Here is a 24,732-nt window from a genome sequence, read left to right on the forward strand (position 1 = left end):
CGGGACAGTGTGCGGTGCGGGCTCAGCGGGCGGCGAGGGTGTCGCCGCGGACGAGACCCGACCCGGCGATCGCCTCGGCCGGGTCGAAGCCCGTGGCGAGCACCTTGTTGTCGGCGTCGACGAACACGACGTGGGGCTTGAGCTCCTTCGCCTCCGCCGTCGTCAGCTGGGCGTAGGCGATGAGGATGACCAGGTCGCCCGGCTGCACGAGACGGGCGGCGGCACCGTTGATGCCGATGACGCCCGAGCCCCGCTCGCCCGCGATCGTGTAGGTCTCCAGGCGCGCGCCGTTGGTGATGTCGACGATGTGCACGAGCTCGCCGGGCAGCAGGTCGGCGGCGTCGAGGAGGTCCTCGTCCACCGTCACGGAGCCCACGTAGTGCAGGTCGGCCTGCGTCACGGTGGCGCGGTGGATCTTGCTCTTCATCATGGTGCGGAGCATCAGCGGCTCTCCTCGCTCGGGGGCGTCGGGTGGATCGTGATCGGCAGGTTGTCGAGGAGCCGGGTCGCGCCCAGGCGGGCCGCCACGAGGACGCGCCCCTCACGGACGTCCTCCCGGGTGCCGTCCACGGCAGCGAGGTCCGCCTCCGTGACGACGAGGTAGTCCAGCTCCACGCCGGGCGTCCCCGCGATCGCGGCGACGCCGGCCTCGCGGGCGGCCTCCGCGCCGTACGTCGCGTGCTCGCGCGCCGCGGCGAGGGCGCGGGACAGCACGACGGCCGTGCGGCGCTGCTCGGGGTCGAGGTAGCGGTTGCGGGAGCTGAGCGCGAGACCGTCGGGCTCGCGGACGGTCTCGGCGCCGACGACCTCGACCGGCAGGCACAGGTCGGCCACCATGCGGCGCACCAGGGTGAGCTGCTGGAAGTCCTTCTGGCCGAAGACCGCGACGTCGGGCTGCACGAGGCCGAACAGCTTGGCGACGACCGTCAGCACGCCGCGGAAGTGGCCGGGGCGGCTGGCGCCCTCGAGGAGGGTCGCGAGGGGACCGGGCTCCACGGTCACCTGGGGGTCACCGCCGGGGTAGACCTCGTCGACCGCCGGGGCGAACACGACGTCGACGCCCTCGGCACCGCAGACGGCGAGGTCGGCGTCGAGGGTGCGCGGGTAGCGGTCGAGGTCCTCGCCCTGCCCGAACTGGAGCGGGTTGACGAACACGGAGGCGACGACGACGCCGTCGGCACCGACATGGTCGCGGGCCTCGCGCATGAGGGACGCGTGGCCGACGTGCAGCGCGCCCATGGTGGGGACGAGCGCGACCCGCCCTGCCCCGCCCCGCTGGGCGCGCACGGCGGCGATCTCGGCGCGCAGGGCCGACCGCGTCGGCGCGAGCGCCGGGCTGGTGAGGGTGCTCAACGGATGCTCTCCGGACCGGGCTGGGCGGCGTCGTGGGTGGCGCCGTCGATCTCCTGCAGGAGGCGCGCGGCGCGGATCGGGAGCAGGCGCCCGTCGGTGGCGGCGCGCCCGACGGTCGCGCGCGCCAGCGTGCGGTAGGAGGCCAGGGCCTGCGGGGCCTCCCGACCGATCTCGTCGAGGTGGGTCGCCACCGTGCCGACGTCGCCGCGGACGACCGGGCCGGTCAGGGCCGCGTCCCCGGAGCGGAGCGCGTTGTCGAGGGCGGCCTCGAGCAGGGGACGGAGCACGTCGGCGGGGTCGGTGACGCCGTCCGCGCTCGCGGCGAGGATCTCGCGCGCCTCCGCGACCAGCGTGACGAGGTGGTTGGCGCCGTGGGCGAGCGCGGCGTGGTAGAGCGCGCGCCGCTCCTCCGGCACCCAGACGACGCGACCCCCGAGGTCGGCCACGAGCTGCTCGACGACGGGACGGTCGGCGGGGGCCGCGGTCGCGCCGTACGCGCACGCCGCGACGCGGGGCAGGTCCGTCGCGGTGCCGGTGAAGGTCATCGCCGGGTGGAGCGCGACAACTGGGGCGCCGGCGAGGCGGGCCGGCTCGAGTGCCGCCAGGCCGTGGCGGCCCGAGGTGTGGAGGACGACCTGGCCGGGACGGATCGCACCGCTCGCGGCGAGCACCTCCACGACGTTCCCGAGCATGTCGTCGGGCACGGTGAGCAGCAGGAGGTCCGCGGCGCGTGCGACGGCCGAGGGCTTGAGGAGGGGGACTCCGGGGAGGAGGTCCGCGGCGCGGTCGCGGGAGGCGTCGGACTCGCCGGAGGCGGCGACGACCTCGTGGCCGGCGTGCGCGAGGGCGGCCGCGATGACGGCGCCGACACGGCCGGCGCCGATGACGCCCACGCGGCGTGGGCAGGGCATGCCAGACGACATGGTCCGAACCTTTCGTTCCCGTCCCGCCGACCACCCCTCGCGGGGCCGGTGTGGGTACCGGACGTTGTCTCGAACTCCCGTGACCGCGGGGGCGGTCACGGTGGTGCAACGGGAACGTTACGCCCGTGATTCCAGGCGTGAGAATTGGATGCCGGCGTGACCTGTCTCACCTGGCGTCGAGATGGGTCGTACGGCGCGGCAGCCGCGTCGAGATGGGTCGTACGGCGCGGCGGCTGCGTCGAGGTGGGTCGAACGGTCGGGCCGCATCGGCCCCCTGGGGGAAGAAAACGCGGACGAGCGCCGGACGGGGCGGAAGAAAACGCGGACCGGTGGCCGCGACATTCCGGCGGGGGCTGCCGCCCGTTCGGTCCGCGTTTTCCTGATCCTGGCCGAGGCTGGGTGAACTCCATTGCCCGATGAGCAACCGGGCCTTTCCAGGGGTCGGGCGGGCCGGGTCCGCAGAGGATCCAGCCCACCGGGTGCGTTGGATCGTCCGGTGGCTCGGGCGGGGCCCCGATCAGCCTTGCGAAATGGGACGTTGGTGCAGCGCTGATCGCCTCCGGCTCGCCCCAGCTGCACATTTCCGAGACCGGTGCGAGACCCGTCCGGGGCCACCCGGTCGACCAGCACGGGCCAGGGCAAACGGCGGAGGGTCCAGCACGTGCCGGTCGGAGTGCTGGCCCGGGCGAGGAGAACGCGGACCAGGTGCGCCGGGGAGTCCGCGTTTTCCTGTTCCCAGCCGGGTCCGGTCCGCGTTTTCCTGTCCAGTCCGCGTTTTCCTTCCCCGGTTCGGCCGCCGCGCGCACTCTCGTCGCGCATCTCGACGCCTACGCCGCGCCGTTCGACCCATCTCGACGCCCACGCCGCGCCGTTCAACCCAACTCGACGCGCTCAGGCCACGTGCACCACGCGGGTGGGGCCGTCGTCGTCGACGAGCAGGGATCCGGTGGCGTCGGCGACGGCGTCGAGGGCCACGTCGGCCACGATGTCCCGCGAGCCGTCGGGCACGATCACGGCCGCCTCGGTGCCCACCGGGCCCAGCGACCGCAGGCTGCCGCGGTCGGGCCGCGTCGACCGGACGTGGCCGGGCTCGAGCGCGATCGCCCGGCCACCCGGACCCAGGTTGCGCACGACGTCGCGCCAGGCCGCGTCCCGCGCCGTACCGACCTCGGCCCTCGCCCCGGTGCCGCGGTCGGCGACCGGCCACCACTCCTGGAGCCAGCGACCCACCTGCTGGGGCACCCCGGTCTCGGCGAGCCGGGCACCGAGCCGTTCCCGGCCGGTGATCGGGTCGACGTGGACCATGCGCGGGTAGCCGTCGCCGTCGACCTGCACCACGTGGGTCGGCACGTGGGCGAGCCAGTCGCCCGCGAGCACGGTGCCGGCGTAGCCGGCCTGCAGGTCGAAGCGGATCTCCGCCCGGGGCAGCGCCCGCGCGATCGCGGGCGTCAGCGCGCCGACCGAGCCCAGGAGGACGAGCTCGGCGGGGTCCTCGGTGACGAGGAGGTCGAGCACGTCCTCGCGGGCCTGCAGCAGCGTCGGCGGGTGGGAACGCAGGTAACCCTGCGCCGAGCCGTAGAGCGCCGCGTCCCAGGCCTGCTTCCACGTCGGCTCGCTGGGCGGTGGCAGGGCCGGCATGCCGAGGCTGGTGAGGGTCATGGCGGATCGGGGCAGCACGGCCGTCAGGCGTCCGCGCCCGGCGTCGCCACCGGGACGTCCTTGTGCCAGGACTGCGTCATGTACGCCGTGGTCCACCCCATCGACGTGTAGAGCCCGTCGGCACCCGTGGGCGAGTCGGCGTCGACCTCCAGCCCGACCCGGTCGCGGTCCCGCGCCGCGGCGTCGGCGATGACCGTGTGGAGGAGGCCCTTCGCCACGCCCCGGCCGCGGGCGTTGGAGAGCACGCCGAGGTAGTCCACGTAGGACCCGTTCGGCCCGTCGTCGGAGATGCTCTCGGTCGCGACCAGCGCACCGGCCGCCACCGGAGCACCCGCGTCGACGATCTCGGCCAGCCACCAGTGGTCCCACCGGTGCCCCGGGTCCTGGCGCAGCCGGTGGACGAACTCCGCGAAGGTCTCCTCGCGCGAGTTGAAGTGGTCGGTGAAGGCACCTTCGAGCACCTCGTGCACGGCGCGGAGGTCGGCCTCGTCGGGCATCCCGTCGTCGGCGCTGCCGACGGCCCGGAACAGCACGCCGTTCTTCTCCCAGCGCTCGGGGTCGGGCACCAGCCCGGCCTCCGCCGGCGTCACGGGGCGGCTCATCTGCCACCACGACCGCACCCGGTCGAAGCCCGCCCCGGCCAGCCAGGCGTGCTGGCGCGGGTCGTCGGCGAACGCGCCGGTGTCGATCTGCTGGACCGCGAGCCCGCGAGCGGCTCCCACCTCGCGGGCCTGGCCCTCGGCCCACGCGAAGAGCACGCGGGAGCAGGGCCCCGGCGACCCGGTGGTCGATGTCGCGGGCGACGACGTGGACGTAGAGCATGCGGCCCGCCGCGCGGTCGTGGACGCTCCCCCACGCCTGGATCACGCCGTCGGCGTCGCGGACCACCACGTTCTCGCGGGTGCGCGTGCCCAGGTCGGAGATCTCGACGAGCACGCCGTCGCGGTCGGCGCCGGCCCAGCCGCGGCCCGCGGTCTCGTGGCCACGGAGGAGCTCGACGAGCCGGTCGACGTCGGCGTCCACGGCGGGGTCGACCGTGTCGACCAGCCAGCCGTCGGGCAGGGGTGGGTCACCGGGCAGGAGCTCGTCGGGGTCCGACTCGAATCGACTGTCGTCCGGGATCACCCGTGCGATTGTGCCGCACGGGCACCGCGTGCCCGGCGGCCGCCCTCAGGAGGGTCTCAGGCGTGCTTGCGCAGGTCGACGTGGGAGCCCTCCCACGCCAGGAGGTCGGCGCGCACGACGTCGAGCTCCTGCTCGAGCTCCGCGAGGCGCACGATGGCCTCGGCGGCACGGTCCTCGGCGGCCTGCAGCTTGCGCCGCAGCTCGTCGCGCTCCGCCACGGCGGCGTCCGCACGCTTCGCCTCGGCGTCGGCCCGACGGGTCAGCTCGACGACCTTCGCCTGCGCGAGCTCGACCGCCTGCTCGAGGTCGCTGATCGCCTTCTCGCGCGCCGAGATGGCGTCGTCGCGGTCGGCGATGCGGCCCTCGACGGAGGCGATGAACTCGGCGTTCTCCGTGGAGCGCCGGGCCGCGAGGTCGGCGTACTCCTTCGCCTGCGACGCCCGGTCCGCCGCGGCGTCGCGGCGCGACGCCATCAGCTCGGAGTGGGCGATGCGCAGCGCGGCCGCGCCCAGGAGCACGGCGACGGCACCCGCGACGGCGACGGCGAGGAAGGAGCCCGTGGGCACGACGGCGGCCAGCAGCACGCCAGCGGCAACGATGAGGGCGACGGCCACGACGAGGCGCGTGCTGCGCTGCCGGCGACGAGCGTTGGGGGAAGCCATGGTCGCCACCCTAGGGAGCAGGCGGCTCCGCGGGGACGCGACACGCCCGTTCGAGCAGCAACGACGCGGCCAGCACGGCCCCGGCGGCCACCGCGGCCACGAGGCTGCGGGTGAGGCGCTCCCCCGCGACGTACGACGGGGAGCCGAGCCAGCTGACCGCGTGCCCCACGTAGCCGCCCACCAGCAGGGCCCCCACCAGCGCGCACGCGCGCGCCAGCACCAGCCGGTTGACGGCCTGGTGGGCGAGCAGGTCGGCGCGGGCGCGCTCCACGGTGCGACGCGTGAACCAGGCGGTGCCCGCCAGGATCGCGGCCACCAGCACGAGGAGCAGCACCTGCGTCCAGCTCACCGGCGGGACCTCCACGCCCAGCGATCGACCCAGCCGACGGAGCAACCATCCGCCGACGAGACCGACGACGAGGAAGGCCGTCAGCGCCGCCGGCGAGACGGGTCCGAGCCGCGAGCCGTCGGGCTCCCCGGTGCCCCCGGTGCCCCCGGTGCCCCCGGGGCCTCCGGTGCCCCCGGGGGCGTCGCCTCCGTCAGGCGGGGTTGGCGAGGACGAGGTCGTCACGCCGCTGGAGCCCCTGGTCACCGGTCGCGCCGAGCAGGTCGGCGACGCGACCGTGGTCGGGGATCTCGGCGTCGGGCTCGAGGTCGTACCACGGCTGCAGGACGAACGCCCGCTCCGCAGCACGCGGGTGGGGCAGCTGCAGCCACGGCTCGTTGCTGCGCCGGTCGCCGACGACGATGAGGTCGACGTCGAGCGTGCGGGGCGCGTTGACGACGCCGTCGCGCTCGCGGCCGAAGGCGTCCTCGATGGCCTGCATGCGGTCGATGAGACGCGCGGCGGAGAGGGTCGTGTCGAAGAGGACGACCGCGTTCAAGAAGGTGTCGGAGCCCGCGGGCGCACCCAGCGGCTCGGACTCGTAGACCGCGGAGACGTTGGTGATCCACACCTCGGGGGTGTCCGCCAGCGCGTCCACCGCACCCTGCAGGTTCGCGAACCGGTCGCCGAGGTTGGACCCCAACGAGACCACCGTGCGGCGGATGGGTCGCATCTCCCCGGTCAGGGTGTCCGCGTCGATGATGTGAGGGTTCGGAGTCTCGGTCACCTTGGGCCTCGTTTCCGTTCGATCGTCAGCGCCACGTCGGTGAACGTCGTGGGGATGGGTGCGTCAGGCTTGTGGAGGGTCACCCGGACCCATTCAACACGACGTTCCAACAGCACCACGTCAGCGATGCGCTGGACCACCGTCTCGACCAGATCGACGGGATCGGACTCCACGGCGGCCTTCACCGCCATGGTGAGACTTCCGTAGTCGACCGTGTCGTGCAAGTCGTCGGACGCCGCCGCGGGAGCCGTGTCGAGCCCCAGCACGAGGTCCACCACGAACCGCTGGCCCTCGCGCCGCTCGTCGGGGAAGACGCCGTGGTGCGCCCAGCACTCGATGCCCCGCACGGCCAGCTCGTCGGTCACGCCTGCTCCTCCCCCGTCGTGCTCGCGTCGGGACCCGCTGCCCCGTCCGCTGCCCCGCGCCACGCCTCGCGCACCGCGAGCACGTCGCGGCTCGCGCGCACGTCGTGCACGCGCACGCACCACACCCCGGCCTCCGCCAGCATGAGGGTCAGCGCGGCGGTCGCGTGCTCGCGTCCGTCCACCGGACGCGGCCCCTCGGGTCCCGCCAGCAGCCGGCCGAGGAAGGTCTTCCGGCTCGCGCCGACGAGCAGGCGGTGGCCCAGCCCGTCGAGCCGCCCGAGCCCCGCGAGCAGCTCCCAGTTGTGGTGCGCGCCCTTCGCGAAGCCCAGGCCGGGGTCGAGCACCAGCCGCTCGGGCGCGATGCCGGCGGCGAGGGCGGCGTCGCGGCGTACCGCCAGCTCCTCGGCCACCTCCGTCACCACGCCCCGCGGGTAGTCCGCGAAGTCGGTCATGCGGTCGGCGTGCGCGCGCCAGTGCATGGCCACGTACGTCGCACCCGCCTCCGCGGTCACGGCGAGCACGCGGGGGTCGGCCAGGCCGCCCGAGACGTCGTTGACGACGGTGGCGCCGGCGGCGAGGGCCGCCTCGGCGACCTCCGCGCGCATGGTGTCCACCGAGACGGTGACGCCGGCGACGGCGAGCTCGCGGATGACGGGGACGACGCGGTCGAGCTCCTCGGCCAGCAGCGGTCGGGTCGCGCCCGGGCGGGTCGACTCGCCCCCGATGTCGAGGAGGTCGGCGCCGTCGGCCACCAGCGCGAGACCGTGCGCGACCGCGCGCTCGGGATCGGCCCAGCGGCCACCGTCGGAGAAGGAGTCGGGCGTGACGTTGACGACGCCCATGAGGAGCGGACGCACGGACCGGCTCCTCAGCGGCGCGGGCTGTGGATCAGCGCCATGGCCTCCGACCGCGTGGTCGGGTCGTGCATCTGGCCCCGGACCGCCGAGGTCAGCGTGCGCGCGCCCGCCTTGCGCACCCCGCGCATCGTCATGCAGAGGTGCTCGGCCTCGATGACGACGATGCAGCCGCGCGGCTCGAGGATCCGCATGAGGGCGTCGGCCACCTGCGTCGTGAGCCGCTCCTGCACCTGCGGGCGCTTCGCGTAGACGTCGACCAGGCGGGCCAGCTTCGAGAGACCCGTGATCTTGCCGCTCGCCGACGGGATGTAGCCCACGTGCGCCACGCCCGTGAAGGGGACGAGGTGGTGCTCGCACATGCTCCAGAGCTCGATGTCGCGCACGAGGACCATCTCGTCGTGCCCGATGTCGAACGTCGTGGTCAGCACGTCCTCCGGCTGCTGACGCAGCCCGGCGGTGAGCTCCGCGTAGGCCCGCGCCACGCGGGCCGGCGTCTGCTGCAGGCCCTCGCGGTCGGGGTCCTCGCCGATAGCGAACAACAGCTCGCGGATGGCGGCCTCGGCGCGGTCGTGGTCGTAGTCGGGACGCTCGGCCGGGTCGGGGTGGGACACCGGGCTGATCACGGCGCACCCGGGGCGGGCGGCCCGGGGCGGGGTGCCGGGCGCACCCGGGGCACCGCCGTGCACGTCGCCGCCCGGACCCGGGGGCGTGATGATGGCGCCCCCCTCGCCCTTGTCGAGCGGCACCGCACCCTCGGCCGCGCGCTGGCGCACCGCGGCGGGGATCTCGACCGGCGGGATCGCGGAGGGGTTGCGCGTCGGGGAACCGGTCCACGCCGGGCGCACGGGGCGGCGGCGCAGCGGCTCGAACACGGCGGCGATCTCGGCCTTGTCGAGGGTCTCCCGCTCGAGCAGGGCGAGCACCAGCGCGTCGAGGACGTCGCGGTTCTCCTCGAGGATGTCGAACGCCTCCTGGTGGGCCGCGGCGAGGAACTTCTTCGTCTCCTCGTCGACGATCGCGGCGACATCCTCCGAGTAGTTGCGCTGGTGGCCCATGTCGCGGCCCAGGAACGGCTCGCCGCCGGAGTCTCCGAGCTTGATGGCGCCGAGGCGCTCCGTCATGCCGTACTGCGTCACCATCGCGCGGGCCAGGCTCGTGGCCTTCTCGATGTCGTTGCCGGCACCCGTCGTCGGGTCGTGGAAGATCAGCTCCTCCGCCGCCCGGCCGCCCAGCATGTAGGCCAGCTTGTCGAGCATCTCGGAGCGGGTCTGGGAGTACTTGTCCTCGTCGGGCAGCACCATCGTGTAACCCAGCGCGCGACCGCGCGGCAGGATCGTCACCTTGTGCACCGGGTCGGTGCCGGGGAGCGCCGCCGCCACGAGCGCGTGGCCGCCCTCGTGGTAGGCCGTCACCAGCTTCTCGTGCTCGTTCATCAGGCGGGTACGGCGCTGGGGGCCGGCGATCACGCGGTCGATGGCCTCGTCGAGCGCGTGGTTGGTGATGAGCTTGTCGTTGGAGCGCGCCGTGAGGAGCGCGGCCTCGTTGAGGACGTTGGCGAGGTCGGCACCGCTGAAGCCGGGCGTGCGGCGGGCCACCGACATGAGGTCGATGCCCTCGGCCAGCGGCTTGCCGCGCGAGTGGACCTGCAGGATCTTGTGACGGCCGGTCAGGTCGGGGGCGTCCACCTGGATCTGGCGGTCGAAGCGGCCCGGGCGCAGCAGCGCCGGGTCGAGCACGTCGGGCCGGTTCGTCGCGGCGATGAGGATGACGCCGCCGCGCACGTCGAAGCCGTCCATCTCGACGAGCAGCTGGTTGAGGGTCTGCTCGCGCTCGTCGTGGCCGCCGCCCATGCCGGCGCCACGGTGCCGGCCCACGGCGTCGATCTCGTCGATGAAGACGATGGCCGGGGCGTTCTCCTTGGCCTGCTCGAACAGGTCGCGGACGCGGCTCGCGCCGACGCCGACGAACATCTCGACGAAGTCGGAGCCGGAGATCGAGTAGAACGGCACGCCGGCCTCGCCGGCCACCGCGCGGGCGAGCAGCGTCTTGCCGGTGCCGGGCGGGCCGTAGAGCAGGACGCCCTTGGGGATCTTCGCGCCGACGGCCTGGAACTTCGCGGGCTCGGCGAGGAACTCCTTGATCTCGCCGAGCTCCTCGATCGCCTCGTCGCACCCGGCGACGTCGGCGAACGTCGTCTTGGGCATGTCCTTGGTGATGAGCTTCGCCTTGGACTTGCCGAACTGCATGACGCCGCGGCCGCCGCCGCCCTGCACCTGGTTCATCAGGAAGATGAAGAGGGCGAGGATGATGATGAACGGCAGGAGGCTGACGAGCAGGGAGCTCAGCAGGCCGGGCTGCGGGTTCTCCGAGTTCGACTTCTCGATCGTGCCGTCCTGCACCTGCTGGTCCACGGCGGCGAGGATCGTGTCCTGCTGGCCCTGCACGTAGTAGGCGACGACGTCCCTGCCGCCCTCGCGCTTCACGTCGTCGTCGAGGGTGGCCTCGATGCGTTGGTCGCCGTCGATGAACGTGATGTCCTTGACCTGGCCGTCCGCGATGTACTTCTCCAGGCGGGAGGTGTCGATCTCGTCGGCACCGTCACCGGACACCAGGAACTGCAGCGAGAGCAGCACCGCCACCACGGCGAGGACGATCCAGAGCCAAGGCCCCTTGAACAAACGCTTCACAGGCTTCTTCCACGACGTGATGACGGGCGGCCGTCGCGACCGGCCCAGGACTCAGGGGACGAAACTACCGCGCCCGCGCGGTCTGTCCGCCCTGCCGCCCGATTCTGGCAGCAGTTCCCAAGGACCGGCTGAGCGTGGGATCAGGAGTAGACGTGGGGCGCGAGGGTCCCGATGCAGCGGAGGTTGCGGTACCGCTCCTGGTAGTCGAGCCCGTAGCCCACGACGAACTCGTTGGGGATGTCCCACCCGACGTACTTCGGCGTCACGGGCATCGCCAGCGCCTCCGGCTTGCGGAGCAGGGTCGCGATCTCGACGCTCGCCGGGGCGCGGCTCGACAGGTTGGAGATCAGCCAGCTCAGCGTGAGGCCCGTGTCGATGATCTCGTCGACGACGAGCACGTGCTTGCCGGAGATGTCGGTGTCGAGGTCCTTGAGGATCCGCACGACACCGCTCGACTTGGTGCCCGACCCGTAGGACGACACGGCCATCCAGTCGGTCTCCACGTGGCGCTCGAGGGCGCGGGAGAGGTCGGCCATCACCATGATCGCGCCGCGGAGCACGCCGACGACGAGGAGCTCCTTGCCCTCGTAGTCGGCCTCGATGCGGCGGGCCATCTCCTCGAGCTTCGCGAGGATCTCCTCCTCGGTGAAGAGGATGTTGACCAGGTCGTTCTCGACGGAGGAGGCGTCCACGAGAGGTCAGCCTGCCACAGGTCGCCGGTGCGCCGCGCGGCGGCCCGCGCCCGCCTCAGGCCGTCGGACGGAACCGCACGACGCTCCCCCGGCGCTCCGCCGTGACGTGGCCCGGGAGCTGCACCGCCGCTCCCCCGGGGGCGTCGGCGAGCCGGGCGAGCGCGTCGACGTGCACGGCGAACAGCTCCGCGTCCCGCGCCCCCGCCGCCAGCGCCGCGCGCCGCAGCACCCGGCCGGCGATGGCCCGCGGGAGGGTCGCCAGGCCCGTGAGGTCGACCTCCGTGGCGAGGTCGCGTCCGCTCACGACGTCGTCGTACGCCGCGTCGGCGACCTCCTCGAGCGCCACCAGGTCGTCCTGGAGGAGGTCCGCGGTGCGCGCGAGGTTGTGGCGCACCCGCGGGTTCAGCACCTCGGCGAGCACCGGCAGCACCTCGGTGCGCACCCGGGCCCGCAGGAAGCGCGGGTCGCTGTTGTGGGGGTCGGTCCACCAGGCGATGCCCTCGGCGACGCAGGCCGCCTCCGCCTCGGCGCGGGTCACGTCGAGCAGCGGGCGCCGGAACACGTCGAAGCCGCGGCGCATCCCCGCGATGGAGCGCCCGCCCGAGCCGCGGGCCAGACCCAGCAGCACCGTCTCCGCCTGGTCGTCCAGCGTGTGCCCGAGCAGGACCACCGGAGCCTCGACGGTCGCGGCGACCTGGCCGAGCACGGCGTACCGCGCCTCCCGCGCCGCCGCCTCCACCCCGAGCCCGGCGGACCCGACGCTGACCGTCGCCGAGAACGTCTCGTCGGCACCCAGCGCCGCCATCTGCTCCACGACGCGCGCGGTGTGCTCGGCCGAGCCCTCCTGCAGGCCGTGGTCGACGACGGTGCCGACGACGTGGGTGCCGGTCGCGTCGCGCGCGGTGCGGGCGACGAACACGGTGGCCGCCAGCAGCGCCAGGGAGTCGGCGCCCCCGCTGCACGCGACGACCACCGTCGGCGGCCGCTCGGCCTCGAGCACGCGGCGTACGGCGGAGCGCACCGCCGCCACCGCCGGCGGGAGCGTCACCCGCGCACGCGCGCGACCCAGGCGGCGGGGTCGGCGATCTCGGCCTTGGACGGCAGGTGGTCGGGCGTCGCCCAGACGGCGTTGAAGTCCTCCATGCCGACGCGGTCGACGACGTGGCGGACGAAGGCGGCGCCGTCGCGGTACTGCGCCATCTTCGCGTCGAGGCCGATCATCCGCCGCACGAGCCGGTCGAGGAACCCGAGCCCGTCGCGCCGCTGCTCGAAGGCCTTGCGGATGCGCCGCACCGAGGGGATCACGGACGGGCCGACGCCGTCCATGACGACGTCCGCGTGGCCCTCCAGCAGCGACATGACGCCGGTGACCCGGTCGATGATCGCGCGCTGCTCCGGCGAGCCCAGCAGGTCGACGAGCGACCCGCGGGCGCCGTTGCGGACGGCGTCGACGACACGGGACAGCCCGTCCTCGAGCACCGACGTCGGGTCGAGGGTGCCCGCGAGCGCGTCCACCTGGGCGCGCAGGTGCTCGCGCAGCCAGGGCACCGCGGTGAACTGCACCCGGTGGGTCTCCTCGTGCAGGCAGACCCAGAGGCGGAAGTCGGCGTGGCGGGCGCCGATGTCCTCGGCCACCTGCCAGACGTTGGGCGCGACGAGCAGCAGGCGACCGTCGGGCGCGACGTCGGCGGGCGCGAAGGGATCGAACTGCCCGAGGACCTTGCCGGAGAGGAAGCCCAGCAGCACCCCCAGCTCCGCGCCCGTCACCCGGGAGCCCACGGCGGTCGTGGCTCGGCGCACCACGGCGGGCGGCTGGAGGGCGCCCTCCGCGCTCCGCTCGGCCAGCCGCGCCAGGAACGGCTCCATCATGACGGCGAAGCTCTGGGTGTTGGCCTCGATCCAGCGGGGTCGGTCCACCACCAGCACCGGCGCCGCGTGGGGCGGCGCGACGAGCCCCGTGAAGTCGGCCACCAGCTCCGTGGAGCGCGCCGCGTCGGACCGCAGCGCCGTCACGGTCTCCGCGACCTGGGCCGCGGGGACGTCGGGGGCCGGGGGTGCGAGCCGCGAGCCGAGACGGGCGGCGAGGTCCCAGTCGATGGCCGCGCCCGGGGAGGAGGTCATGCCGGTGACAGTACGTCGCGGCCGGTGGCGGTCGCGGCGCCGTCGCCGGCCCCCGGTGTGCCGGTCGGGTCGTCGGTCGGGTCGTCGGTCGGGTCGTCGGTCGGGTCGTCGGTCGGCGGCTCGGTGGGCGTCCCGGTGGACGCCGTCGTCGTGCACACGCAGGCCGCCAGCGCGGCGGCCGTGCGGTCGATCGCCTCGCGGGCGTCGAGCGCGGCTGCCGGGTCCACCCCGTCGGCGACGACGACGAACAGGAGGGGCTCGCCCGTGGCGTCCTGGACGACCCCCGCGAGGCCCTGGACGCCCGTCAGGGTGCCCGTCTTGGCGCGGACGGAGCCGAGCCCGGCCGGGTCGGCCGTCGTGAACCGGTTGGTGAGCGAGCCGGAGAAGCCCGCGACCGGCAGGCCGCTGAGCACGTGGCGCAGCTCGGGGTGGTCGGGCGAGGACGCGACGGCCAGCACCGCGATGAGCGTGCTCGGCGCGAGCAGGTTCTCCCGCGACAGGCCGCTGCCGTCGGTGAGGACGTCGGGCCCCAGGTCCACGCCGAGGTCGGCGAGCACGCGGCGTACCCCCGCCGCACCGCCCTCGAACGACCCGGACCCCTCGACCTCGAGCCCGACGTGGTGGGCGAGCACCTCGGTGGTCTCGTTGTCGCTCACGGCGAGCAGGTGCTCGACGATCTCGCCGAGCGGCGCGCTCTCCACGGCGGCCAGGCGCGGGCTGTTGCCCGCCAGGCCGGTCGACGGCTCGCCGACGACCGTGATGCCCGCCCCCGCCAGCGCACCCGCGAACCAGGCGGCCGTCGCGGCTGCGGGGTCGGCGAGCGGGTCGCCCTCGTCGTCGTACCCCCGGTCGGACGTCAGCGCCACGATCGGCGCGACGACGTCGTCGGGGACGTAGGACGCGGGCCAGACGGGGTTGATGCCGGGACCGGTGAACAGGCTCGCGTCGTAGGACAGCTGCACCTGCGTCTGCCCCGCCTCCGTGAGCGCCGCGGCCGTGGCGGTGGCGAGCGCGCGCAGCGACGGTCCGAACCCGTAGCGCGAGGGCCGCTCCGTCGGCACCGGCTCGCGGGTGAGGAGCGGGTCGCCGCCGCCGACGAGCACGATGCGGTGCACCGCGTCGGTGGCGCCGTCGGTGGCGCCGTCGGTGGCGCCGTCGGTGGCGCCGTCGGTGGCGCCGTCGGCGGCGCCGTCGGTCGGCGCGGCGGGGCCGGCGTCGACGACCTCGGTGGTGAAGGTGTGGTCGGGGCCGAGGGTCTTGAGGGCCGCGACCGAGGTGAGGACCTTGGTGGTCGAGGCCGGGACGACCTGCGGCACGCCCGCCGTCCAGGGGTCGGCGCCGCTCAGCGGCGCCACCGCCACCCCCACCCGCGGACCCAGGTCGTCGTCGGCGAGCTGCGGGGACAGGGCGGCCCGGAGGGCTTCGGGATCGAGGGCGCCGGCGGTGGCGTCGACCTCCGCCAGGAGCGGGTCGGGCTCCTCGACCGGGGGCAGGTCGAGGCCCTCGGGCGCGGCCACCGCCGCCGGGTCACCCGTCCGGTCGTCGGGGTCGCCCAGCCACCGGTCGGCCAGTCCGAGCCTCCACGCCCCGGCGCCGGCGCCTCCCAGGAGGACCAGCACGAGCACGACGAGGAGGGGGACCTTGACGCCCCGCCTGCGCCGCGTGCCCTTCGCCACCTAGGATCACCTCAGTTTCGATCGGTTCGGCGTCATTCTGCGCGAGGGCACCGACGGACCTCACCGTGGCCTCCGGTCACGGCACCAACACGATCGACCGCGCCGGCGCGGTCGCGATGCGGAAGGCAGCAGCGTGCTCGAGTTCGACGTACTCGTGGAGATCCCCAAGGGCGAGCGGAACAAGTACGAGGTGGACCACCACAGTGGCCGCCTCCGTCTCGACCGCACGCTGTTCACCGCGACGCAGTACCCGACCGACTACGGCTACATCGAGGACACCCTCGGCCAGGACGGCGACCCGCTCGACGCGATGGTCATCCTCCTCCAGCCGACCTTCCCCGGCTGCCTCATCAAGGCCCGCGCGATCGGCATGTTCCGCATGACCGACGAGGCCGGCGGCGACGACAAGGTCCTGTGCGTGCCCGCGGACGACCCGCGCTACAGCCACTACAAGGACCTCGGCGACGTGTCGAACTTCGACCTCCTCGAGATCAAGCACTTCTTCGAGGTCTACAAGGCGCTCGAGCCCAACAAGTCCGTCGAGGGCGCTGACTGGGTCGGCGCCGAGGCCGCGCAGGCCGAGGTGGCGGCGTCGTTCCAGCGGTTCAAGGACAACGGCAGCAAGTACTGAGCCGCCGCCGGCCGAGCAGCGCCGGCTCCGGTACGCCGAGGGCGGGACCCCCACGCGGGGGTCCCGCCCTCGTGCTGTTCCGGCCGGCCCCTCGGGGGGTGTAACGCGGTGTCCGAGCGTCCATGGAAGCGGTCGACCACCGCACAGGTAGCACCAACACCGCACCAGTTGATCCAGCCGGCCGCTCCGGGCTCCACGAATCGACCGTCGGCCGCGATGGTGACCGGGCCGGCGGCGTACGACATCGCTCGATGTAACGCGGTGTAGGTGCGTCCGAGCGCGCTGCACAACACTTCCATGGACACTCGGACACCGCGTTACAACCGGTGGTGGAGGCGTCCCCCGACCCAGCCTCGCGCGAGCCAGGGCCGTCAGGCAGCGGCGCCCGCCAGCACGCCGCGGAAGTACGCCAGCGCTCCGGACGGCCGCACCGAGAACCCCTCGAGCCCCGCGTCCTCGGCCCACCGGCGCAGGTCGCCCGACGAGCACATCGGCCCGATGAGCCCGCTGGCGCGGCCCACGCGGCGTACGCCCTCCCAGCGGCGTCCGGTGTCGGTGAGCACCGCCGAGCCGAGGAGGGTGCCACCGGGGCGGAGCACCCGCGTCATCTCGACGAACGCCGCGTGCGGGTCGGGGAAGCAGTGCAGCCCCGTCAGGCTGAGCACCCGGTCGACGTGGTCGTCGGGCAACGGCAGCGCCGTCACGTCCGCCTCGAGCAGCCTCACCTGGTCGGCGACGCCGAGCCGCTCGGCGGTGCGCTGCGTGCGCGCGAGCATGGCCGGCGCCAGGTCGGCCGCGACGTACTCGATCCCCTGGCCGGGCCGCACGCCCCGCAGCGCGACGCCCGAGCCGCACGGCACGTCGAGCACGCGCGAGCCGGCGGGCAGGGTGCCGGTCTCGTCGGCCGCCGCGAGCAGCAGCCGGAGGTCGGACCCGACGGCCAGGCGCCACCCGGGGACGCCGACGCGCGGGTGGTCGACGGAGTAGCTGTAGACGTGCGCCCACGCGGGGTCGTCCGCCCAGCCCCCGGCGAGCCCCCGCAGGCGGCTCACCGCGTCGCGCAGGCTCACGCCGGCTCCGCGACCTGCTCCGCGACGTGCTCCGCGGTCTCGCCCTGCGTGTGGTGGCCGGGCTCGTCACCGGCGGCGGCCGGCTCGCCGGCGACCACGACGGGGCCGAGCAGGTCCGGCGCCCCGAGCACCTCCTCGGGCACGCCGAAGGCGTCGACCAGCGGGCGGGCGATCGGGCGGATGCGCCGGCACAGGGCGTCGACCTCGCGGCGGACCGCCTTCGAGCGGGCCGCGGACATCCGCCCGGACTCCATGAACCACGCCCGGTCGGCCTCGATCATGCGCAGCGCGTTGAGGTCGACGAGCAGGCCGAGCGCCCGCTTCTCGGGACCGTCGTCGAGCCCGGCGACGCGGGCGACGAAAGCCTCCTGCACGACGCGGTCCATGTGGGCGCGGGCCGCGGCGATGACGTGGGGCTGCACCTGCGAGAAGACCGCACCCGGGTTCATGCCGCTGTCGACGCCGCGCTTGAGGCGGCGGGCCGCCGAGGAGATGACCTGCTCCTCGCGGTAGCGCAGCATGGCGAGCTGGTAGTCGGTGTCGAGCAGACCGGCCTCGTCCTCGTCCTCCGCGCCGCTCGGCAGGAGGTCGCGCACCCGGTCCAGGAGCTGGTGGGCACGCGTCCGCTTGACGATCTCGTCGAGCGCGATGCCCGCGACGAGCTTCACCATCTCGAACTGGTCGGCGTCCTGGAAGTCGCCGGCGTAGTCGGTGAGCAGCCCCTTCGCCACGAGCTGCAGCAGCACGTGGTTGTCGCCCTCGAAGGTCGTGAAGACGTCGGTGTCGGCCTTGAGGGCGGCGAAGCGGCTGGCGGACAGGTAGCCCGCCCCGCCGCACGCCTCGCGGCACTCCTGGATCGTGCGGGTCGCGTGCCACGTGCCGACGGCCTTGAGCCCCGCGGCGTGCGACTCGAGCGCGCGGCGGGACCGCTCGTCGGTCTTCTCGCCCGAGAAGACGGCGTGCAGCTCGGCCGCGAGGTCCTCCTGCGCGACGTGGAGCGCGTAGGTCGACGCGAGCAGGGGCAGCAGGCGCCGCTGGTGCTGCCCGTAGTCGAGCAGCAGCTCCTCCTGCTCGCCCGTCGCCTCGAACTGGCGCCGCCGCTCGGCGTACCGCACCGCCAGCACCATCGCGACCTTCGCCGCGTTGATGCCCGCGCCGCCGACGCTGACGCGCCCCTGGACGAGCGTGCCGATGGTGGTGAAGAAGCGCCGTCCCGGGCTCTCGATCTCGGACGAGTAGACGCCCGCGGGCGACACCGTCGCGAATCGGTCGAGCAGGTTCTCCCGCGGGATCCGCACGCCGTCGAACCACAGCCGTCCGTTGTCGACGCCCTGCAGGCCCATCTTGTGGCCGCAGTCCTCGATCCGCACGCCGGGCGCCGGCACGAGCTCCCCCGCCTCGTCGCGCACCCGGATCGGCACGATGAAGGCGTGCACGCCCTGGCTCTCCCCGCCGATGTGCAGCTGGGCGAACACGACGGCGAGCTCGCCGTGGCGGGCGGCGTTGCCGATGTAGTCCTTGCGGGCCGCGTCGTGCGGCGTCTCGACGACGAACTCGTCGGTCCCGACGTCGTACGTCGCCGTGGTCGCCAGCGCCTGCACGTTGGAGCCGTGGCCCGACTCGGTCATCGCGAACGACCCGAGGATGCTGCCGTCGATGATCCCGGGCAGGTACGCCGCGTGGTGCCGCTGGGTGCCGAGCTGCAGCACCGCGCCGCCGAAGAGACCGAACTGCACGCCGACCTTGACGAGGACCGACAGGTCGCCGAACGCCAGCGTCTCGAAGGCGGCGATGGACGCCCCGATGTCGCCGCCACCGCCGTGCTCCTCGGGGAAGCCGAAGCCGGTCTGGCCCGTCGAGGCGACCTGCTGGACGATCTCGAGGACGCGGTCGCGATAGGCCTCGCGGTCGAGGTCGTCGACCTCGCCGAGGAGGTCGGCGTGCTCGACGAGGTTGCGGCGCACGAGGTCACGGACCTCGGCGTACTTCCCGTCCAGGATCCGCTGCAGCGCGGCCGGGTCGGGGGCGACGGTGTGCTCGGGAGCGGCGTCACGGGCGACGCCCAGGTCGGTGGCCATGCCCGCCAAACTACCGGCGGGTCACCAACCCCTCCGAGCGGCTCAGTCGCCGGTCGGCGCGGCGGGCCGGTCGGCGCGGCGCCGGAACCGCCGGAACAGCCGCGACAGGTTGAGCCGCGACGCGCTCGGCGCCCGCTCCTCGTCGGTCTCGACGCGCACGTCGGCGTCCCGGCCGTCGGGTCCCAGCGGCACCCGCGACGTCGTCGTCGTGGGATGGCTGGAGAACCCGCGTCTCTCGAACTTCTGCCCGCTCGCGACCCCGCCCACGTAGAACGCGACCACCGCGATCATGGCTCCGGCGACGTCGTCGGCCACGTAGTGCCAGCCGAAGTAGAGCGTCGCGATGATGGTGAGGCCGAAGTTGGCCCAGAAGACCCAGTGCACGATCCGGCTCCGGATCGTGTACTGCACCATGAGCGCCCACAGCAGCGTGATCGCCGTGTGGAGGCTCGCGAACGCGGCGGTCGACTGCAACCCGTCGCCGTCCCCCCAGAGCACGTTGGTGCGGCTGTAGAACAGCGAGTCCGCGAGCTGGCTGGCCCCGGTGTCGAGGTCGGCGTAGAGCCACGGGAAGGCGAACTTCGGGCCGAGCGCCGGCAGCATGTAGTAGGTCGCCGTGCCGAGCGTCCACGCGATGACCTGCGAGGTCACGAACCAGTAGCCGAAGGAGATGTTGCGCGACCAGATGGTCCAGACGGCGACGAGCACCGGCACGAGCGGCAGGTACCACAGGTAGATCGTCGAGATCGACTGCTCGAACCACGAGAACCCGAAGATCGTGTGCAGCACGGCCGACGGGTCGTTGCCGAGGAAGAGGATCTTGTCGAGCGCGTGCAGCTCGGTGTCGTACTTCTTCTCGCCGAGCACGAACGGCAGGAACGACTTGAGGTTCCGGTAGCAGGCGTAGGTCACGTAGAAGCAGCCGATGCCCAGCGCCACGAGGGTGAACCGCTCGCGCGTCCAGTGCTCCCGCCAGCGGGCCTTCACCAGGTCGGGCACCTGCGACAACCGCATCCGCGAGTGCCACAGGGCGCGCGGCACGAGGTCGGCCAGGAGCGCCAGGCCGACGAGGAGCGGGAAGCGGAGCCAGCCCGGGCCGAGGAAGCCCTCGGGGTCGACGACGCTGCGTCCGAGCGACAGCGCGGTGACGACCGTGAGGATCGCCATCGTCGCTGCAACCCCGATGAGGAGGACGTAGGCGCGGCGATACACGCCGGTCAGTGTAGACGTGCGCGCGCCGCCCACCCTCCTCGCCTTTACCTCCCGCCCCCGCCGAGCGGCGCCGTCCCCGCGGGGTCGATGCGCACCTCCACCCGCTCCCCGGGCTCGGGCTCGGGCGCCTCCGGCGACGGCACGACATCGACCGGTCCGACCCCGTCGAGGTCGACCAGGAGCCGCCGTCCAGCACTCGTCGCCCGGGCGTGGAGCACGGTCCCCGGCCGCGTCCCGGCCCCCGCCGACCCCGCCGCGACCGCGAACGCCGTACGGCGCACCGCCCGGTCCCCGACGACGTGGGGGTAGCCGAGGAGGCGCGCCACCTCGGCGTCCCGCGGGGCGGCGTCGACCTCCGCGACGGTGCCCTCCTGCACGACCCGTCCCCCGCGGACGACGGCGACGCGGTCGGCGACGGCGTAGGCCTCGTCGACGTCGTGGGTGACGAGCAGCGCCGTCGTGCCGGCGGCCCGCAGGATGCCGGCCAGGTCGCCGGCGAGGCGCTCGCGCAGCGCGCGGTCGAGCGCGGAGAGCGGCTCGTCGAGGAGCAGCAGCCGGGGCGCGCAGGCCAGCGCGCGGGCCAGCGCGACCCGCTGCCGCTCGCCGCCGGAGAGGGTGCCGGGGGCACGGTCGGCGTACCCCTCCAGCCCCACCAGCGCCAGCAGCTCGGCGACCCGCGCCTGCGTCGTCGCCCGCGGGGTGCGCCGCAACCGCAGCGGGTAGGCCACGTTGCGGCCGACGCTGAGGTGGCCGAAGAGCTGCCCGTCCTGGAACATCAGCGCGAAGCCGCGCCGGTGCGGCGGGACGCCGGCCAGGTCGGCCCCGTCGAACGCGACGGAGCCCGCGGCGAGCGGCTCCAGCCCGGCGACGGCGCGGAGCAGCGTCGACTTGCCACTGCCGGAGGGACCGAGCACGGCCAGCACCTCGCCCGCCGGCAGGTGGAGGCTCGCGTCGGCGAGGGCGGGCACGCCGTCGTACGCCACCGTCACCCCGCGCAGCCGCAGGCCGTCCCCCAGGTCCGTCGTCGACACCATCACACCGCTCCCACGCTCGGCACCCGCAGGCGCTCCACCGCCAGCACCACCACCGTCACCGTCGCCGCCAGCACGACGGCCGCCGCCATCGCCATCCCCGGGTTGGACTGGGCCCCCGTCGTGCCCGGCGACCCGAGGAGCCGGCCGATGACCACCGGCAGCGTCGGGTGGTCGGGGCGGGACAGGAACGACGTCGCGCCGAACTCCCCCAGCGACGTCGCGAACGCGAACCCCGCGGCCGCCAGCAGCGGCCGCCACACCACGGGGAGGTCGACGACGAGCAGCGTCCGCGCCGGCGAGGCGCCGAGCGACGCCGCCGCCTGCCGCTGCCGGTCGTCGATGCCCGCGAGGACCGGGACGAGGGTGCGCACGACGAGCGGCAACGCGACCAGCGCCTGCACGAGAGGCACGAGCAGCGGCTCGTCGCGCAGGGCCAGCGGGGGCCGGGCGACCGTGACCAGCAGCCCGAAGCCGAGCACGACGGCCGACACCCCGAGCGGCAGCATGAAGAAGCCGTCGAGCAGGCCGCGCACGACCCGCTCGGGCCGGGTGCGGGCCCGCCGCGTCACCACGAGCGCGACGAGCAGGCCCAGCAGCAGCGCCATCCAGGTCGCGTCGACGGCGACCTGGAGGGAGTTCCGCAGGGCCGTGAGCACCGGTACGTCGAGGGCGGTCGTGACCCCCGGCTCGTCGAGCGCCCGGTAGTTCGCGAGCGTCCACGCGCCCCGCACCCGGAACGAGGCGGCGGCCAGGCCCGCGATCGGGAGCGCGGTCGCGAGCACGACGAGGCCGGTCACGACGAGCGCCGGCACGTCGCCGCGCCGCGGCCGGCGGGGACGGGGCGGCACGCGGTCGACGGGCACGGCTCCGTGGGCGCGCCCGCGCAGGCGCCCCAGGAGGGCCAGCAGCGCGACGACGGTGACCACCTGCACCAGCGAGAGGCAGGCCGCGGCGGGCAGGTCGAACGCCCGGGTCAGCAGGTAGATCTCGGTCTCGACGGTCGCGTAGCGGAGCCCGCCGAGCGTCAGCACGACGCCGAAGGCCGTGGAGCAGAACAAGAACACGACGGCCGCCGCCGAGGCCAGCGCCGACCGGAGGGCGGGCAGGGTCACCGTCAGCAGCACCCGCACGGGGCTCGCCCCCAGCGCGGCGGCGGCCTGCTCGGAGCGCGGGTCGAGGCCCGCCCAGGCGCCCCCCACGACCCGCACGACGACGGAGACGTTGAAGAAGACGAGCGCGGCGACGATCGCGGCGGGCGTGCCGTCCCAGCCGAGGAACGCCAGCAGCCCGCCCTCGCCGAGCAGCGCCCGGAAGGCCGCGCCCACGACGACGGTCGGCAACACGAAGGGCACCAGGGTCAGCGCCCGCAGCACCCGCGCGCCGGGGACCGCGAGGCGGAAGAGCACGTAGGCGACCGGCAGGCCCAGCAGCAGCGACAGCAGTGTGCCGAGCGCCGCCGACCACAGGGTGAACCACAGGACGCGCCCGGTGCGGTCCCGCCCGAGCACCTCGAGGAGCCCGCCCGGGTCCAGCTGCCCGTCGGGCGCGAGCCCGCGCACGAGCATCGCGCCCACGGGGAGCACGAAGAACACCGCCACGACCCCCAGCGGCAGCGCCGCGAGGGCCAGGAGGCGGAGGGCGCGGGTCAGCGCTGCGTCTCCTCGCGCCACTCGCCGATCCAGGTCTCGCGGTTCGCGGCGATCTCGGCGGGCTCCATCGTGTAAGGCGCGTCCGGCCGCGGCGCGAACTCCGCCCACGCTGCGGGGAGCTCGACGTCGTCGCGCACCGGGTAGACGTACATGTTGTCCGGCAGGGCCGCCTGGACCTCCTCCGACAGGAGCCAGGACACGAGTTCCTCGGCGCCCTCGGGGTTGTCGGCGCCGCGCAGCACGCCGGCGTACTCCACCTGCGTGAAGCACGTGTCGAGCAGCGCGCGGGTCGTCGTCGCGGACCCGTCCTCGGTGGTCGTGAACGCGGGCGAGGAGTCGTAGGACAGGACGATCGGCCGCTGGCCGCCCTCGCCGCCGGCGGTGAAGGACGTGTAGTAGGCGTCGCTCCAGCCCGCCACCAGCTCGGTGCCGTTGTCGACGAGCTGCCGCCAGTAGTCGCGCCACCCGTCCTCGCCGTACGCCGCGACCGTGGTCAGCAGGAAGGCGAGGCCCGGGCTGGAGTCGACGGGGCCGGGGGTGACGAACAGGTCGGCGTAGGTGGGGTCGACGAGGTCGTCGAGCGTCTCCGGCTCGGGGATGCCCCGCTCGGCGAACCACGCGGTGTCGACGTTGACGCAGACGTTGCCCGAGTCGACGGGCACGAGGCGGTCCTCGCCGGCCAGCGCGTAGGCGTCGGCGCCGGACGGCAGGTCGCCCCCGAACGGCTCGAGCGCGTCGGCGTCGAGGAGCCGGCTGGCGAACGTGTTGTCGACGCCGAAGACCGCGTCGGCCCCCGCGTCGTCGGGGTTGAGCGCGATCTCGGTGACGACCGCGCCGGCGTCGCCGGGCTGGCGGACCTCGAGGTCGACGTCGTGCTCGGCCTCGAACTCCGCGACGAGCTCGTCGGGGAGGCTGAACGACTCGTGGGCGACGAGCACCAGCTTCTCGGTGCCACCGCTCGCGCTCTCCTCCTCCCCGAACGTCGAGCAGGCCGCGAGGGCGGGCAGGACCAGGGCGCCCGTCACGAGGGTGGGCAGGATGCGACGCATGGCGTGACTCCCTTCGCCGGTGCTAACCGGAGCAGGTTCGAGGGTCTGCGGCGGATCCGCACTCTCAGCGCCCCGGCCTCTCGGCTCTCGGCGCTCCCCTGTCGTTGTGGGGGCGACCCTACGCTGCGCCGTCCGCGACCCGTGAGACGGTCGGTCCGTGGACGTGCGCATCCTCTCCTTCGACGAGCTCCCCCCGCGGCTGGCCTACGACATCTGGCGGCTCCGCCAGGAGGTGTTCGTGGTGGAGCAGGCGTGCCCCTACCCCGACCTCGACGGGCGCGACGTCGAGCCCGCCACGCGCCACGTGCTGCTGCTCGACGGCGAGGACCTGCTCGGCTACCTGCGCGTGCTCTCGGAGGGTCCCGACGGGGAGGTGGCCCGTGTCGGCCGGGTCGTGCTGGCGCCGGCCGCTCGGGGGCGTGGCCTCGGCACGCCGCTGATGCAGGCGGCACTCGACGTCGTGGGCGACCGGGTCTCCGTGCTGAGCGCGCAGGCGCCGCTCGCGGGGTGGTACGGCGCGCACGGGTACGTCGTCAGCGGCCCCGGGTACGACGAGGACGGCATCCCGCACGTGCCCATGACGCGGCCGACGGGAGGCTGAGACAGGCGCCGCCCGGAACCGGTGGGACCGGGCCGGGGCCGGGGCCGGGCCGAGAAATGTGCGGCTGGGACACCTCCGGCTCGATCCGGGCCGCACCAGCGGCACTGTTCCGCGCCCGACCGATCGCCCGGCCACCCCACACCCCGGGACGTCATGCGAACCGCGGGCACCGAGCA

General features: G+C 74.3%; 23 protein-coding genes and 1 pseudogene. 2 read left to right on the forward strand and 22 right to left on the reverse strand.

Going from position 1 to position 24,732, the window contains the following annotated elements:
- Positions 1–22 precede the first annotated feature (22 nt).
- The 16 genes and pseudogenes from panD to dacB form a co-directional block, all read right to left on the reverse strand.
- Positions 23–442: an aspartate 1-decarboxylase gene (panD, locus tag QE405_RS13205; RefSeq protein ID WP_307201442.1), complete on the reverse strand. Its 420-nt coding sequence runs from the start codon at positions 440–442 to the stop codon at positions 23–25.
- Positions 442–1,353, reverse strand: a complete 912-nt coding sequence (gene panC / locus QE405_RS13210) for a pantoate--beta-alanine ligase (protein WP_307201445.1) — start codon at positions 1,351–1,353, stop codon at positions 442–444. The genes panD and panC overlap by 1 nt, the downstream gene beginning before the upstream one ends.
- Positions 1,350–2,264: a Rossmann-like and DUF2520 domain-containing protein gene (locus QE405_RS13215; protein WP_307201448.1), complete on the reverse strand. Its 915-nt coding sequence runs from the start codon at positions 2,262–2,264 to the stop codon at positions 1,350–1,352. The genes panC and QE405_RS13215 overlap by 4 nt, the downstream gene beginning before the upstream one ends.
- Positions 2,265–3,167: 903 nt before the next feature.
- Positions 3,168–3,935, reverse strand: coding sequence for a hypothetical protein (locus tag QE405_RS13220; protein WP_307201450.1), 768 nt, complete (start codon positions 3,933–3,935; stop codon positions 3,168–3,170).
- A 23-nt stretch (positions 3,936–3,958) separates the two neighbouring features.
- On the reverse strand, positions 3,959–4,693 hold the full coding sequence (locus tag QE405_RS13225; protein ID WP_307201452.1) for a GNAT family N-acetyltransferase: 735 nt from the start codon (positions 4,691–4,693) through the stop codon (positions 3,959–3,961).
- 423 nt (positions 4,694–5,116) lie between these two features.
- Complete coding sequence (locus tag QE405_RS13230; protein WP_307201454.1) at positions 5,117–5,722, reverse strand: hypothetical protein; 606 nt, start codon at positions 5,720–5,722, stop codon at positions 5,117–5,119.
- Positions 5,723–5,732: 10 nt separating this feature from the next.
- Positions 5,733–6,314, reverse strand: a complete 582-nt coding sequence (locus tag QE405_RS13235) for a DUF3180 domain-containing protein (RefSeq protein WP_307201455.1) — start codon at positions 6,312–6,314, stop codon at positions 5,733–5,735.
- Positions 6,262–6,834, reverse strand: coding sequence for a 2-amino-4-hydroxy-6-hydroxymethyldihydropteridine diphosphokinase (gene folK / locus QE405_RS13240; protein WP_307201457.1), 573 nt, complete (start codon positions 6,832–6,834; stop codon positions 6,262–6,264). The genes QE405_RS13235 and folK overlap by 53 nt, the downstream gene beginning before the upstream one ends.
- Complete coding sequence (folB, locus tag QE405_RS13245) at positions 6,831–7,199, reverse strand: dihydroneopterin aldolase (RefSeq protein WP_307201460.1); 369 nt, start codon at positions 7,197–7,199, stop codon at positions 6,831–6,833. The genes folK and folB overlap by 4 nt, the downstream gene beginning before the upstream one ends.
- On the reverse strand, positions 7,196–8,041 hold the full coding sequence (gene folP / locus QE405_RS13250; RefSeq protein ID WP_307205848.1) for a dihydropteroate synthase: 846 nt from the start codon (positions 8,039–8,041) through the stop codon (positions 7,196–7,198). The genes folB and folP overlap by 4 nt, the downstream gene beginning before the upstream one ends.
- Before the next feature lie 26 nt (positions 8,042–8,067).
- The gene (gene folE, locus QE405_RS13255; RefSeq protein WP_307205853.1) at positions 8,068–8,667 is read right to left on the reverse strand and encodes a GTP cyclohydrolase I FolE; all 600 of its coding nucleotides are present in this window, start codon (positions 8,665–8,667) and stop codon (positions 8,068–8,070) included.
- Positions 8,603–10,764: pseudogene (gene ftsH, locus QE405_RS13260) on the reverse strand (ATP-dependent zinc metalloprotease FtsH); the annotation flags it as partial. The gene folE and the pseudogene ftsH, both read right to left, overlap by 65 nt.
- A 119-nt stretch (positions 10,765–10,883) precedes the next feature.
- A complete protein-coding gene (gene hpt, locus QE405_RS13265) occupies positions 10,884–11,435 on the reverse strand; it encodes a hypoxanthine phosphoribosyltransferase (protein ID WP_307201462.1) in 552 nt (183 codons plus the stop codon).
- Positions 11,436–11,490: 55 nt separating this feature from the next.
- Positions 11,491–12,483 carry a tRNA lysidine(34) synthetase TilS gene (gene tilS, locus QE405_RS13270; RefSeq protein WP_307201464.1) on the reverse strand — a complete coding sequence of 331 codons (993 nt, stop codon included), beginning with the start codon at positions 12,481–12,483 and terminating at the stop codon, positions 11,491–11,493.
- Positions 12,480–13,556, reverse strand: a complete 1,077-nt coding sequence (locus QE405_RS13275) for a zinc-dependent metalloprotease (protein ID WP_307201466.1) — start codon at positions 13,554–13,556, stop codon at positions 12,480–12,482. The genes tilS and QE405_RS13275 overlap by 4 nt, the downstream gene beginning before the upstream one ends.
- Positions 13,553–15,232 (reverse strand): D-alanyl-D-alanine carboxypeptidase/D-alanyl-D-alanine endopeptidase, encoded by a 1,680-nt coding sequence (gene dacB / locus QE405_RS13280; RefSeq protein WP_307201468.1) that lies wholly within the window; start codon positions 15,230–15,232, stop codon positions 13,553–13,555. Before dacB ends, QE405_RS13275 begins: the two co-directional genes overlap by 4 nt.
- 133 nt (positions 15,233–15,365) lie before the next feature.
- Here dacB and QE405_RS13285 point away from each other — a divergent pair, with 133 nt between their 5' ends.
- Positions 15,366–15,863 carry an inorganic diphosphatase gene (locus QE405_RS13285; RefSeq protein WP_307201470.1) on the forward strand — a complete coding sequence of 166 codons (498 nt, stop codon included), beginning with the start codon at positions 15,366–15,368 and terminating at the stop codon, positions 15,861–15,863.
- A gap of 371 nt (positions 15,864–16,234) precedes the next feature.
- Here the strand turns inward: QE405_RS13285 and QE405_RS13290 are convergent, their stop codons facing one another.
- The 6 genes from QE405_RS13290 to QE405_RS13315 are packed head-to-tail and all read right to left on the reverse strand — an operon-like array spanning position 16,235 to position 23,955.
- A complete protein-coding gene (locus tag QE405_RS13290) occupies positions 16,235–16,933 on the reverse strand; it encodes a class I SAM-dependent methyltransferase (RefSeq protein WP_307201472.1) in 699 nt (232 codons plus the stop codon).
- Complete coding sequence (locus QE405_RS13295; RefSeq protein ID WP_307201475.1) at positions 16,930–19,011, reverse strand: acyl-CoA dehydrogenase family protein; 2,082 nt, start codon at positions 19,009–19,011, stop codon at positions 16,930–16,932. Before QE405_RS13295 ends, QE405_RS13290 begins: the two co-directional genes overlap by 4 nt.
- 42 nt (positions 19,012–19,053) lie before the next feature.
- Positions 19,054–20,223, reverse strand: a complete 1,170-nt coding sequence (locus tag QE405_RS13300) for a phosphatase PAP2 family protein (protein ID WP_307201477.1) — start codon at positions 20,221–20,223, stop codon at positions 19,054–19,056.
- 44 nt (positions 20,224–20,267) lie between these two features.
- Entirely contained in the window at positions 20,268–21,257 is a 990-nt protein-coding gene (locus QE405_RS13305; RefSeq protein WP_307201480.1) for an ABC transporter ATP-binding protein, read from the reverse strand.
- Positions 21,257–22,927 carry an ABC transporter permease gene (locus QE405_RS13310; RefSeq protein WP_307201482.1) on the reverse strand — a complete coding sequence of 557 codons (1,671 nt, stop codon included), beginning with the start codon at positions 22,925–22,927 and terminating at the stop codon, positions 21,257–21,259. Before QE405_RS13310 ends, QE405_RS13305 begins: the two co-directional genes overlap by 1 nt.
- Positions 22,903–23,955, reverse strand: coding sequence for a thiamine ABC transporter substrate-binding protein (locus QE405_RS13315; RefSeq protein ID WP_307201484.1), 1,053 nt, complete (start codon positions 23,953–23,955; stop codon positions 22,903–22,905). Before QE405_RS13315 ends, QE405_RS13310 begins: the two co-directional genes overlap by 25 nt.
- A 157-nt stretch (positions 23,956–24,112) precedes the next feature.
- On the opposite strand from QE405_RS13315, the gene QE405_RS13320 reads away from it, so the two are divergent.
- Entirely contained in the window at positions 24,113–24,556 is a 444-nt protein-coding gene (locus tag QE405_RS13320) for a GNAT family N-acetyltransferase (protein ID WP_307201486.1), read from the forward strand.
- Positions 24,557–24,732: the final 176 nt, after the last annotated feature.

The sequence above is a fragment of the Nocardioides zeae genome (assembly GCF_030818655.1).
In the GTDB taxonomy this organism is placed as follows: domain Bacteria; phylum Actinomycetota; class Actinomycetes; order Propionibacteriales; family Nocardioidaceae; genus Nocardioides; species Nocardioides zeae_A.